The 12444-nt window shown below is 69.5% G+C and carries 13 protein-coding genes and 1 rRNA gene; 3 read left to right on the top strand and 11 right to left on the bottom strand.

Annotated features, from left to right (window positions below; genetic code table 11):
* Positions 1 to 234: 234 nt before the first annotated feature.
* Positions 235 to 519 carry a glutaredoxin family protein gene (locus ACWDGI_RS00070; protein WP_450753761.1) on the bottom strand — a complete coding sequence of 95 codons (285 nt, stop codon included), beginning with the start codon at positions 517 to 519 and terminating at the stop codon, positions 235 to 237.
* 118 nt (positions 520 to 637) lie between these two features.
* Here ACWDGI_RS00070 and ACWDGI_RS00065 point away from each other — a divergent pair, with 118 nt between their 5' ends.
* From ACWDGI_RS00065 to ACWDGI_RS00055, 3 genes are all read left to right on the top strand, one after another.
* On the top strand, positions 638 to 1588 hold the full coding sequence (locus ACWDGI_RS00065) for an HAD family hydrolase (RefSeq protein WP_450753759.1): 951 nt from the start codon (positions 638 to 640) through the stop codon (positions 1586 to 1588).
* Positions 1589 to 2128: 540 nt separating this feature from the next.
* On the top strand, positions 2129 to 2971 hold the full coding sequence (locus ACWDGI_RS00060) for an ECF subfamily RNA polymerase sigma factor, BldN family (protein ID WP_450753757.1): 843 nt from the start codon (positions 2129 to 2131) through the stop codon (positions 2969 to 2971).
* A 234-nt stretch (positions 2972 to 3205) separates the two neighbouring features.
* Positions 3206 to 4459: a DUF5667 domain-containing protein gene (locus tag ACWDGI_RS00055; RefSeq protein ID WP_450753755.1), complete on the top strand. Its 1254-nt coding sequence runs from the start codon at positions 3206 to 3208 to the stop codon at positions 4457 to 4459.
* Between the two features lie 104 nt (positions 4460 to 4563).
* Here ACWDGI_RS00055 and ACWDGI_RS00050 read toward each other — a convergent pair whose 3' ends face one another.
* The 10 genes from ACWDGI_RS00050 to rrf all read right to left on the bottom strand — a co-directional run.
* Entirely contained in the window at positions 4564 to 5643 is a 1080-nt protein-coding gene (locus tag ACWDGI_RS00050; protein WP_450753753.1) for a lysophospholipid acyltransferase family protein, read from the bottom strand.
* Between the two features lie 13 nt (positions 5644 to 5656).
* Positions 5657 to 6718, bottom strand: coding sequence for an NAD-dependent epimerase/dehydratase family protein (locus ACWDGI_RS00045; protein WP_450753751.1), 1062 nt, complete (start codon positions 6716 to 6718; stop codon positions 5657 to 5659).
* 171 nt (positions 6719 to 6889) lie between these two features.
* On the bottom strand, positions 6890 to 6988 hold the full coding sequence (locus ACWDGI_RS00040) for a 30S ribosomal protein bS22 (protein ID WP_003948845.1): 99 nt from the start codon (positions 6986 to 6988) through the stop codon (positions 6890 to 6892).
* A 129-nt stretch (positions 6989 to 7117) separates the two neighbouring features.
* The gene (locus ACWDGI_RS00035) at positions 7118 to 7327 is read right to left on the bottom strand and encodes a helix-turn-helix domain-containing protein (protein ID WP_067299677.1); all 210 of its coding nucleotides are present in this window, start codon (positions 7325 to 7327) and stop codon (positions 7118 to 7120) included.
* 130 nt (positions 7328 to 7457) lie between these two features.
* Positions 7458 to 8273: a phosphatase gene (locus ACWDGI_RS00030; RefSeq protein ID WP_450753749.1), complete on the bottom strand. Its 816-nt coding sequence runs from the start codon at positions 8271 to 8273 to the stop codon at positions 7458 to 7460.
* Positions 8274 to 8357: 84 nt separating this feature from the next.
* The gene (locus ACWDGI_RS00025; RefSeq protein WP_450753747.1) at positions 8358 to 9530 is read right to left on the bottom strand and encodes an acetoin utilization protein AcuC; all 1173 of its coding nucleotides are present in this window, start codon (positions 9528 to 9530) and stop codon (positions 8358 to 8360) included.
* Complete coding sequence (locus ACWDGI_RS00020) at positions 9481 to 10710, bottom strand: MFS transporter (RefSeq protein WP_450753745.1); 1230 nt, start codon at positions 10708 to 10710, stop codon at positions 9481 to 9483. The genes ACWDGI_RS00025 and ACWDGI_RS00020 overlap by 50 nt, the downstream gene beginning before the upstream one ends.
* Positions 10711 to 10791: 81 nt before the next feature.
* Positions 10792 to 11538 carry a VC0807 family protein gene (locus tag ACWDGI_RS00015; protein WP_450753743.1) on the bottom strand — a complete coding sequence of 249 codons (747 nt, stop codon included), beginning with the start codon at positions 11536 to 11538 and terminating at the stop codon, positions 10792 to 10794.
* A 93-nt stretch (positions 11539 to 11631) separates the two neighbouring features.
* Positions 11632 to 12276 (bottom strand): HAD family hydrolase, encoded by a 645-nt coding sequence (locus tag ACWDGI_RS00010; RefSeq protein WP_450753741.1) that lies wholly within the window; start codon positions 12274 to 12276, stop codon positions 11632 to 11634.
* 73 nt (positions 12277 to 12349) lie between these two features.
* A 5S ribosomal RNA gene (rrf, locus tag ACWDGI_RS00005) occupies positions 12350 to 12444 on the bottom strand; the annotation flags it as partial.

The following is a 12444-nucleotide window of genomic DNA, read 5'->3' as shown; positions in this document are numbered from 1 at the left end:
AGACCGCCCCGTCGACAGCAGGCTATGTCTTTGTGAACGCGTGCACAAAGATTGTGTCCGATTTGCCCGGCCAACGTGACCGGGGTCACGCGCCCCCGGCGCAGTCGCGGGGAACCGGCGCAAAGGCGCTCGCGCTCCATCTCGGATGGGGGCAAAACAGTACACACTCCTCACGAATCCCGCCCCCGAGACCAAGCCGCCGTCGATCCTAAGCGACTTTCCGGCCCGTTTGGACTAGTCGGTCAGTGCCTTGCGGAGGCGCTCTTCGTTCACACGCCAGAAGGTGTGCTGTTCACCGTCGACGAGTACGACCGGAATCTGCTCCCAGTACAGATCGTGCAGTTGCGAATCCTGGGTGATGTCCCTCTCTTCCCAGTCCACCCCCAGCTCGCCGCACACCTTCTCGACCACGACCTGTGCGTCATCGCACAAATGACAACCCGGCTTACGGATCAGAGTGACCAAACGCGCACGAGACGCAGGTGCCTTGCGGCCGAAGAGAGGACTCATGCGGTCCATTCTCCCGCCCTGCCACGCCCTGTTCGACGCCTTGTTTAACGGACCGGTCGCGGAGAGTTCACACCCGCCCAACTCCCGCGACTCCGGGACCACCGAACAGACTGGCTATGCTCACGACATGGCCGCTCTCGGATGGCTCACTCCCCGTAGGCGCTCCGCCACGGCGCGGAGCGTGTTGGCAGGCGAGGCCTCGGCGGAGGCCGCGCGCAAGAGCCAGGAAGCCCTGGCCGAGGACGCGTCGGCCCCGGCCGACGGCTTGTCCAAGGACGCCGCGGAACCGGACTTCCCGGTGCTCGGCGACACCAAGGCCGCCGCGTTCTTCGACCTCGACAACACGGTCATGCAGGGCGCCGCGATCTTCCACTTCGGCCGGGGCCTGTACAAGCGGAAGTTCTTCGAGACCCGCGACCTGGCCAAGTTCGCCTGGCAGCAGGCCTGGTTCCGGCTGGCCGGCGTCGAGGACCCGCAGCACATCCAGGACGCGCGGGACTCCGCCCTGTCCATCGTCAAGGGCCACCGGGTCGCCGAGCTGCAGACCATCGGCGAGGAGATCTACGACGAGTACATGGCCGAGCGCATCTGGCCCGGCACCCGCGCCCTCGCCCAGGCCCACCTGGACGCGGGACAGAAGGTGTGGCTCGTCACAGCGGCGCCGGTGGAGATCGCCGGCGTGATCGCCCGCCGGCTGGGCCTGACGGGAGCGCTCGGCACGGTCGCCGAGTCGGTCAACGGCATCTACACGGGCAAGCTGGTCGGCGAGCCCCTGCACGGCCCGGCGAAGGCCGAGGCGGTACGCGCGCTCGCCGCCGCCGAGGGCCTGGACCTGTCCCGCTGCGCGGCCTACAGCGACTCCCACAACGACATCCCGATGCTGTCCCTGGTCGGACACCCGTACGCCATCAACCCGGACACGAAGCTGCGCAAGCACGCCCGCGAGATGGACTGGCGCCTGCGCGACTACCGCACGGGGCGCAAGGCGGCGAAGGTGGGCATCCCGGCGGCGGCCGGGGTGGGAGCGGTGGCCGGCGGCACGGCGGCGGCGATCGCGCTGAGCCGGCGGCGCCGGTAGCGCCACGCCTGCCCGGACAGCGCCGTAGAACTGCGGGCCGCGTCCCGGCCGCGGGTGGCCTGTGGCGCTCGCGCAGTTCCCCGCGCCCCCTACGGGGCCCGTCGTGGCTGCGGGCAGTCGCGCCTCCCCCAGTGCCTCAAGGGCCTGGGAGGTGCCCGCAGACGGCACGGGTGGGCGCTGGGGGTACCCCCTCTGAGGGAGGCACCCTGCGAGCGCCGGGAAGCGAAGCCCCCCACCCCCACGCACCCGCACATCTCGGCGCCCAAACCTCGCGCGCCCGAATTATCGCGCCGCCAGCCCAACACGCCCTCGACTCCGCCTCAACACGCATCTTTCTGATCAACAACCGATCACCCTGCGGCACTTGAACCACCCCAAATCGGTTACAGAAGCGACGCAATCGGTGATTTGAGCAACTCGGTGTAGCAGTGCCTGCACGAAGCGTTATTCTCCTCAGACGCAAACCGGTACCCCTCCGTCGCTACGACGGGTGAAAGGTTCCGTACTGCACGTGATGGAAGCTCTGCCTCTGGGAGTCCCGTGTACCCACACGTCGGGGTTGACGCCTCGGGCCTGGCTACGCTGCGCGCAACTGTCGCAACGGTCAAAGAGACGCTGCGCGGCCTTGTCCCGACCGCGTACGCCGTCCCCGCCTTCGCCGCCACCGCCGCACCGATCGGCCCGTGCTACGCACTGGCCGACGGCATGGAACAGGTGCCGGCGCGCAGCGCCGTCGTCGAGGGGCGGCGGTCGGGCGACGGGCGCGCCGTCGGCAGACGTGGCCGTGCCACCGGCACCGCCGCGCCCACCGCCCGCCGCCCTGCCGCGGACAGCGACAGCGCTCGGATGATGGACCTCGTGGAGCGCGCCCAGGCCGGCGAGTCCGACGCCTTCGGACGCCTCTACGACCAGTACAGCGACACCGTGTACCGCTACATCTACTACCGCGTCGGCGGCAAGGCGACCGCCGAGGACCTCACCAGTGAGACGTTCCTGCGCGCTCTCCGGAGGATCGGCACCTTCACCTGGCAGGGCCGCGACTTCGGCGCCTGGCTGGTCACCATCGCCCGCAACCTGGTCGCCGACCACTTCAAGTCGAGCCGTTTCCGGCTGGAGGTCACCACCGGCGAGATGCTCGACGCCAACGAGGTCGAGCGCTCCCCGGAGGACTCCGTCCTGGAGTCCCTCTCGAACGCGGCGCTCCTGGACGCCGTACGACGACTCAACCCCCAGCAGCAGGAGTGCGTGACGCTCCGCTTCCTCCAGGGCCTCTCGGTCGCCGAGACCGCCCGCGTGATGGGCAAGAACGAGGGCGCCATCAAGACCCTCCAGTACCGGGCCGTGCGCACTCTCGCCCGGCTCCTCCCGGACGACGCACGCTGAGCCGGGCACACTCGGCGACACCCAACTCACGCTCGGTGAAAGCCTGTTGCCTTTCTCAGTCGATCGCCGGTCGTCCGTAACCCAAGTGCCGAGCCACTCGTTGTGCGGGATACAGGCTCCCTGTGGTCACGTCCAGCAAGACCCTGATCACACGTTCGTGTGGATCGGTCGAGGGCGTGCAACCCTCAGGACCCCCTGGGGAGTCGACCGTCATGACGAGAGGAGGTGCCGCCAGTGATCGCGAACGTATCGGCGCACCGGCGGGCGAACGCCTTCGCCCAGGCCCTGGAGGAGCAGCCCGACCGGGACCCGGCGGCCGAGCGGTCCGAGGTACCGGCGGGCGATCCGCCGGCCACCGCGGACCGGGCCGAACGGACCGAGCAGGGCGAGCTGTTGGCCCTGGCGACAGGGCTCGCCGCACTGCCCAAGCCGGTGCTCGACCCGCAGGTCAAGGTCGTCCACCGGGCCCAGCTGGTGGCCGCTATGGAGGCCATGCTGGCGGAGGGCACCCTGGGCGGGGCGGCGGACGCGTCGCTTCCCGAGCAGCGCTCCCACCGGGCCAAGGGCGCACACCGGGCCAGCCCGCTGGGCAAACTGCGACCGCGTTCCCGGCTCACCAAGGGGCTCGCCGCGGGCGGCCTGAGCGTCGGCGTGGCCGCCGGAGCCTTCGGCGGGGTCGCCGCCGCCAGCTCCGACGCCCTGCCCGGCGACTCGCTGTACGGCCTCAAACGCGGCATCGAGGACTTCAAGCTGAACTATCTGTCCGACGGCGACGACCAGCGCGGCCAGACCTACCTCGACCAGGCCTCGACCCGGCTGATGGAGGCCCGCCGGCTGATGGAACGGGACCGCGGCGGCCACCTCGACCACGAGTCCATCGGCGAGATCCGCCGCACCCTGTCCGGGATGCAGCACGACGTCACCGAGGGCCACCGGCTGCTGCACGAGGCCTACGAGCGCGATCCGAACTCGCTGGGCCCCATCCAGGTGCTCTCCGCCTTCGCCCAGTCCCACCGCCAGGCCTGGGGCGCACTGCGCGACAGGCTCCCGGTCCAGCTCGGGGACGTCAGCCAGCAGGTGTCGTCGGTCTTCGACGCCATAGACGAAGAGGTCGCCCCGCTGCAGTCCCTGCTCCCCCAGCCCTCCCAGAGCACCGGGAGCGGCACCGGCAAGCAGGGCACCGGCACGGCGTCCACGGGCACCTCCGGCAGCCACCGGTCGACGGCCCCGTCGTCCTCGGGCAGCTCCGCCTCGGGCCACGAGTCGGGCACCGGCAGCCCCAGCGGCTCGGCCTCCGGCAGCGCCGACGACGGCCTGATCGGCGGCACCGCGGGCGGCCTCCTGGACCCCCCGAAGACCGGGAGTTCGGGCGGCAGCAGCGCGTCCCCGTCGAAGAGCCCGTCCAGCGAACCGGACGTCACCCTGCCCCCGCTCCTCCCCGGCCTGCTACCGGGCCTGGGCATCGACAGCGAGGACGCGAACGGCTGACCGGATGTTCCCCGCGTCCCCAAGACGGCGCAGCCGCCGTTCAGGGGCGCGGGGAACTGCGCGACCAGCCCCCACCGGACCCGCGGCGACGCACGACCGAACCGCTAGAAGAACACCGACCGCCGCTGCACGAGCAGCTTGTACAGCGTGTGCTGGATCTGCTCCCGCACCTGATCCGTCAGGTTGAACATCAGCATCGGATCCTCGGCCGCCTCCGGCGGATAGCCGTCCGTACGGATCGGCTCCCCGAACTGAATCGTCCACTTCGTCGGCAGCGGCACCGCCCCGAGCGGCCCGAGCCAGGGAAACGTCGGCGTCAGCGGGAAGTACGGAATCCCCAGCACCCGGGCCAGCGTCTTCGCGTTGCCGAGCATCGGGTAGATCTCCTCGGCCCCCACGATCGAGCAGGGAATGATCGGCGCCCCCTGCCGCAGCGCGGTCGAGACGAACCCGCCCCGCCCGAACCGCTGGAGCTTGTACCGCTCGCTGAACGGCTTCCCGATGCCCTTGAACCCCTCCGGCATCACCCCGACCAGCTCACCCTGCCCCAGCAGCCGCTCCGCGTCCTCCGCGCACGCGAGCGTGTGCCCGAGCTTGCGCGCCAGTTCGTTCACCACCGGCAGCACGAAGACCAGATCGGCCGCCAGCAGCCTGAGGTGACGATTCGCCGGATGATGGTCGTGCACCGCGACCTGCATCATCAGCCCGTCCATCGGCAGCGTCCCGGAGTGGTTGGCGACGATCAGCGCACCGCCCTCGGCCGGGATGTTCTCCATGCCCTTCACCTCGACACGGAAGTACTTCTCGTACACCGGCCGCAGCATGGACATCAGGACCTGGTCGGTCAGCTCCTCGTCGTACCCGAAGTCGTCGACCTCGTAGTCCCCGGTCAGCCGTCGGCGCAGGAACGCGAGACCGCGTGCGACACGCTGTTCCAGGCCGGCGTCGTCGTGCGGCTCCGGCACGTCCGTCTCAGCGCTCTCCCGGGTCACATGCACATCTTCCTGCGCGGGGATCCGCCCGGCGAGAGGCTGGACCTCACGCACCACCCCGGACTCGCGCACCACCGCCTGCTCGCCGCCGTCCTTGCGCCGGTTGCCCGGCCCCCGGCGCCGGGCCGGCCGCTGCACGGCGGCTCCGCGGGACCGGTCGTCGTCGAACGGAATGACCTTGGCGTCCGCCATCGTGTTGCGCTCCTCAGTTGGCGCTCTGCGTCGGTGTCTTCCCGCCGCTCAGGACGGGCAGGGCGGCGATCCGGTCGACGGCCGCGGCCACCGCCTGCGGCGGCAGCAGCCCCGTGGCCTGGGCGCGCACGAAGTCCGCGAACGTCTCCGCCGTCGTGTACTTCGGCCGGAATCCCAGCGTCTCGCGCATCTGGCCGGTGGAGACCACCCGGCCGTGCGTCAGCAGCCGGATCTGCTCGGGCGAGAAGTCGGTCATACCGAGCGTCCGTACCAGGGACCCGGCCCAGGTGACCGCCGGCAGCAGCAACGGCACGGTGGGCCGCCCCAGCCGCCGCGAGCACTGGGAGAGCAACAGCACGCCGTCGCCCGCGATGTTGAACGTGCCGCTGTTCAGGGTCCCCCGCGCCGGATCGTGCGAGGCGATCCGCAGGACGTCGATCACATCGTCCTCGTGCACGAACTGCAGCCGGGGGTCGTACCCGAAGACGGTGGGCAGCACGGGGAGGGAGAAATAGGAGGCGAGCGGGGTGTCGGCGGTCGGCCCGAGGATATTGGCGAACCGCAGCACGCACACCGCCACGTCGGGCCGCCGCCTGGCGAACCCCCGCACATACCCCTCCACCTCCACCGTGTCCTTCGCGAACCCCCCGCTCGGCAGGGACTTCGGCGGGGTCGTCTCGGTGAAGACGGCGGGATCCTTCGGCGCGGAGCCGTACACGTTCGTGCTGGACTTGATCACCAGGCGCTTGACGTTCGGCGACTTCTGACAGGCGCCGAGCAGCTGCATGGTCCCGATGACGTTGGTCTCTTTCACGGTCGCCCGGCTCCCGCTGCCGAGCGGCGTACCGGTCACGTCCATGTGGACGACGGTGTCAGCGCCGGTCTCGGCGAGGATGCGGGCGATGGTCGGCTGGCGGATGTCGGTCTGGATGAAGTCGGCCCCGCCCAGATGATGCTCCGGCGGCACCGCGTCCACGGCGACGACCCGGTCGACGTCGGGGTCACGCTGGATCCGTCGTACGAACCGGCCCCCAAGTTGACGGGCCACTCCGGTCACGAGCACGACCTTCCCCAAGATCAGCGCCTTTCTTCCGTGTTCCCGTATGCGGGCCAACTTAGCGGGTTGATGTTGCGCTGGCATGACCCCCAGCAGGCCGGGGTGAGCCGTCGCGGCCGGAAAATGCGTATGGCCCCCCACCGTACTGGTGGGGGGCCATACACAAGCTCTCGCGGCTCGGCGCCGTAATTACTTCTTGTTACGGCGCTGAACACGCGTGCGCTTGAGCAGCTTGCGGTGCTTCTTCTTGGCCATCCGCTTGCGCCGCTTCTTGATAACAGAGCCCACGACTACCCTCGCTCACTTCTCATCACTCGGTGCTGGGCATCATGGGCCCATACGACCTACGAGGGGCTAGCCTACCCGCCCGAGCGCTGAGCTCGTAATCGAGGTGCTCCGGGTATCCCGAAACCGTCGTCAGGCGGTCTCCACCCCCACATAGCTCTCGCGAAGGTACTCGTGTACCGCTTGCTCGGGGACGCGGAAGGACCGCCCCACCCGGATCGCGGGCAGATGACCGCTGTGCACCAGCCGGTACACGGTCATCTTCGACACTCGCATCACCGCGGCGACCTCCGCCACGGTAAGGAACACAACCTCGTTGAGAGGCCTCTCGCCAGCTGCCATGACACACCTGAACCTTCCGCACTCGACGGGCCACCGGCTTCCCCTTCCGGTGACTCTTCGTCGTTGCGTGCTCACTCCCCAATGTAGGGGCGGGTGATGCGAGTGGGGAAGAGGTGCACCCATCGGCGGCCTACTGTGACAGACACGCTCGATTGAGTACGTAGCGGGTAAGCGGCGTGTAGCAATCGGACCGCACGCCGTCATCAACCGGAACGGCGACGGACACGACCCCCTCGGCCTCGCCCACAAAGAGCGCGGGGTCATCCGTATCCGCCAGCCCAATGGCCTCGAACCCGAGCTGACCAGCACCGCAGACCCACCCGTGGTCTCCCACCACCAGCTCGGGCAACGGCCCGCCGCCGTCCGCCGCCGCATCCAGCGCCACCCGAACCGGCAGCGGTGAGTGCGTGTGCGTACCCGGCGCACAACCGGGGCGTTCACCTCCCGATTCCCGCACCAACCCGACACCTTGTACGTAATCAAGGTTGCACGTACGTAGACCGAACCGGGTCGTTATGTCGACACAGCGACCCTGCGCGGGGGTGAGAACCTCACACCCCGCCGCCGACAACGCGTCCGCGAGACCGGCGTAGAAGCCGAGCAGCCGGTCGGGGTGCCCGGTCCCGAACAACACGGGCGCCCGCCGCCGGGCGACATCTCCCAACCGCTCCGCGAAGGCATCGAGCGCGGCGACGGTCAACTCAGGATCGATCACATCATGCCCTGAAACACACCGGGGATCGTCCGAAACTCCACACCGGCCCGCCATCAACCGAATCAACTCCCGCTCACTCCACGCCCCTTGCGGATCAATACCGATCAACACCCGAGGATCCCGAGCCGCGAACAGCCGATAACGCCGAAGACTCCGCTCCCGGGCGGAGGCCACCACCCCCGCCAGCCCCACGGCCACCAGATAGTCCCGAAGCCCACCACCACTCGACACGCCAGAAATAGTGCGGGATCAGGCCGCCCGAAAACCCCGGAAGCAGCGCAACACCCCACGGTTGGCGTAACGATCAACCAACCCCTAGGCCAACAGCCCCCGCAACGGAAACACGGCCCGCCGCGTAGCCAATACCGCCTGGTCCAGGCGGTCGGCGGGGTCGTAGCCCGCCTCCCACTCCGCCCACCCCACCGGCCACCGCCCGTCCGTCATCCGCCCCGGCCCCAACTGCCGGGTCCGAGCGAACACCTCCTGCCGCCAGGCCTCGGGAACCAGCTCCTCCGGCGCGATCTCCCGCCCCGCGGCGATCGCCACCAGATGCGTCCACGACCGAGGCACCACATCCACCACCTCGTATCCCCCGCCGCCCAGCGCGACCCACTTCCCGCCGGCGTACTCGTGCGCCAGCTCGTGGCAGGCCACCTGCACGGCCCGCTGCGCATCCAGCGAGACGGCGAGGTGCGCCAGCGGATCCTCGAAGTGCGTGTCGGCGCCGTGCTGAGTCACCAGGACCTGCGGCCGGAAGTCGCCGACCAGCTCCGGCACGACCGCGTGGAAGGCCCGCAGCCACCCCGCGTCCCCGGTCCCCGCCGGCAGCGCCACATTCACCGCGGAGCCCTCCCCCGCCCCGGACCCGACCTCCTGCGGCCACCCGGTCTGCGGGAACAACGTCCGGGGATGCTCGTGCAGCGAGATCGTCAGAACCCGCGGATCCTCCCAGAACGCGGCCTGCACCCCGTCCCCGTGGTGCACGTCCACATCCACATAGGCGACCCGCTCGGCACCCAGCTCCAGCAATCGCGCAATCGCCAGCGAGGCGTCGTTGTAGATGCAGAACCCGGAGGCCGCTCCCGGCATCGCGTGATGCAACCCGCCCGCGAAGTTCACGGCGTGGTCGACGTCGCCCCGCCACACCGCCTCGGCGGCCCCCACCGACTGCCCGGCGATCAACGCGGACACCTCGTGCATCCCGGCGAACGCGGGATCGTCCATCGTCCCCAGCCCGTACGACTGATCGGCCGCCGCGGGATCGGCCGAAGCCGCCTTCACCGCCTCGACGTAGTCCTCCCGGTGCACCAGCCGAAGCGTCGACTCCCCGGCCGGCTTCGCCGCGACGACGTCCATCGCCCGGTCGAGCCCGAACGCATCGACCAGTCTCCGGGTCAACGCCAGCCGGACCGGATCCATCGGATGGCCCGGACCGAAGTCATATCCCGTTACTGCCTCGTCCCACATCAGCTGTGCGCGGCCGCTCATGCCCGCCACCGTATCGGTCCGGTTGAGTCGCGAACGAACGGGCGTACACCAACGTCACCAGCACCAACACCATCGGCACCAGCATCGCCCCGCGATAGCTCCACGCGTCGCCCAGCGCACCCACCAACGGCGAACCGATCAGGAAGCCGACGTAGTTGAAGATGTTCAGCCGGGCGATGGCGGCATCCGAATCCCCCGGGAACAACCGCCCGGCCGCCGCGAAGGTCTGCGGCACCAGGACACACAGCCCCAGCCCCAACAGGGTGAACCCGGCCATCCCGACCCAGGCCCCGGACGCCCCCGCCACCACCGCGAACCCGACCGCCGCCACCAGCGCCCCCAGCCGTACCACCGCCACGGCCCCGAACCGCCGTACCCCGAAGTCCCCGATGGCCCGCCCGACCAGCGTGGTCACCATGTACACGTTGTACGGCACGGTGGCCAGCTGCTCACTGCTCCCCAGCACGTCCTTCAGATACTTCGCACTCCAGTTGGAGACGGTCGAGTCCCCGATGTAGGCGAACGTCATCACCAGACACAGCGGCAGCAGCAGCTTGAAGACGACACCACCGCCCGCACCGGCGCCCGCCCCGACCGCGACGTCCCCGGCGTCCTCCGCCGGCTTTCCGTCCACGTACCACCGGCTCGCCACCAGCGCGGCCGGCAGCAGCACCGCGACGACCGGCAGGTACGACACCCACAGCGCGAGATGCCAGTGCGCCCCCACCCAGGCCAGCGAGGCCCCCAGAATCCCGCCCAGGCTGTAGGCGGCGTGGAAGCTCAGCATGATGCTGCGCCCGTACGTCCGCTGCAGGCTCACCCCGAGCATGTTCATCGAGGCGTCCAACGCCCCGACCGCCAGCCCGAACGCGGCCAGCGCGACCGCCAGCTCGGCCACCTGGCCGCCGGCCCCGACCCCGAGCAGCGCCAGCATCACCACGGGCTGGGACCAGCGCAGCAGCCGGCTGGGCCGTATTCGCTTCACCAGCTGCTCGGTGGTCACACTGCCGACGCCGGCCAGGATCGGCACGGCGGCGAGAAAGACCGGCAGCAGCGCGTCGGAGACGCCGTACCGGTCCTGGATGGCGGGGATGCGCGTCACGAGCAGCGCGAAAGTGGCGCCCTGCGTGAAGAAGCTGAACGCCAACGAGGCCCTACCGCGCCGCAGCACATCTGTCATGGCGGCGAGCGTAGGGCCCCGGCGTACTCGTGGGTAGATCCAGCCAAAGATGAATTTCCTTCACCTTTACCTACGGCGGTGTCAGGCGGCGACAGCCACCTCACGCTGCACGCTGCCCGCCGTCTCCTCCGACGTCTCCTCCATGGCCTTCACCTCGTCGGAGATCATCCGGGCCATCGGCTCGGCGGCGAGGCCGCCGCTGACCACCATCCCGATCCCGATCGCGCCGACCAGGATGACCGTGCCGAGCCACACCATGGTGTCCACGGGCAGGGTGTACGCCCCCACGATCCGCACCACGCACTCGGCGAGCAGCAGCACACCCCAGACGAGAGAGTAGACCCGCTCGGACCGCCGGAACGCGGCCGACCCGGACCGCAGGCGTTCGAAGGCCGCCGCCCTGGCCGCGTCACCCTTCAGCACGAACGGCTTCAGCCCCTCGGTCATCATCGGCCGCCCCATCGCCACCGACACCAGGATCGCGATCCCGATCGCGCTGCTGACCCCGCTGTCTTTCGCGAGCATCAGCCGCGGGTCCCCGGAGACGAAGCTCAGCGCCAGTGACACCAGGTTCACCAGCAGGATGAGCCCCGCGAACGCGTTGCCCCGCCGCTCCCTGGCCACGCTCCACACCGTCCGCAGCGCCGGCACCACACTGCTCCAGGCGAGCGCCGCGAAGGTGCTCATCCCGAAGGCGCCCTTGAAGAGGTAGTACGACCCGAGGGGAACCGCCACGTCCACGATCAGCGGCCTGAGGTTGTCGAGCACGCTGGGCTGCCGCTTGTCCTGGTTGCTGTTCGGGGACCCGGCGTTCGTCGTCTTCGTCATGCTCTTAGCCTGGCGTCCGGGCCGGGTCCTTCAGTAGAAACGATCGTCCGTAGCTCGGCATGACAATTGTCAGCCCCGCCATGATGCCCTCGGTCATTCGAGCAGGTCAGCCAACTGCCCCAGGTCGGAGAAGAGTTGGGTGGCCCCGTGCAGCCGGTCGGCCGGCGTCATCGCCGTGTACCCGTACACGTCCATACCGGCCGCGACAGCCGCCTGCACGCCCAGCGGGCTGTCCTCCACGACGGCACAGCGCTCCGGCGCGACCCCCATCCGCTCGGCCGCGTACAGGAAGAGATCCGGCGCCGGCTTGCCCCTCCCCACGTCCTGCGAACTGAACACCCGCGACTCGTCGAACCACCGGTCGAGCCCGGTCGTACGGTGCCCCACGCGAATCCGCTCATGGCTCCCGGACGACGCCACGCAGTACGGGACCTTGTCCGCCGCCAGCCGTTCAAGCACCTCCGCGGCGCCGGCGACGGGCTTCAACTCCGCCTCGAAGGCGGCGAACACGCGCGCGTGGAAGACGTCGTCGAAGTCGTCGGGCAGCCGCTGCCCGGTGCGCTCCTGGACGAGCTCGTGGACCCGGTGCATCGCGGATCCCATGTAGTCCCGTATGGAGTCCTCGTAGGAGGTGGGGTGTCCGAGCTCGGTGAGACAGGCGGCCAGGAGCCGGTTGGAGATGGGCTCACTGTCGACGAGGACGCCGTCGTTGTCGAAGATAACCAGGTCGTAGCGCATACCACCGAGCTTAAACGCACCCGTAAACGCAGAAAGGCCCACGCCATGACGGCGTGGGCCTTTCCTAAAATTTGTTCGGCGGTGTCCTACTCTCCCACAGGGTCCCCCCTGCAGTACCATCGGCGCTGTAAGGCTTAGCTTCCGGGTTCGGAATGTAACCGGGCGTTT

Source organism: Streptomyces sp. NPDC001220 (assembly GCF_053597895.1).
This window is presented reverse-complemented; position numbering and strand designations above follow the sequence as displayed.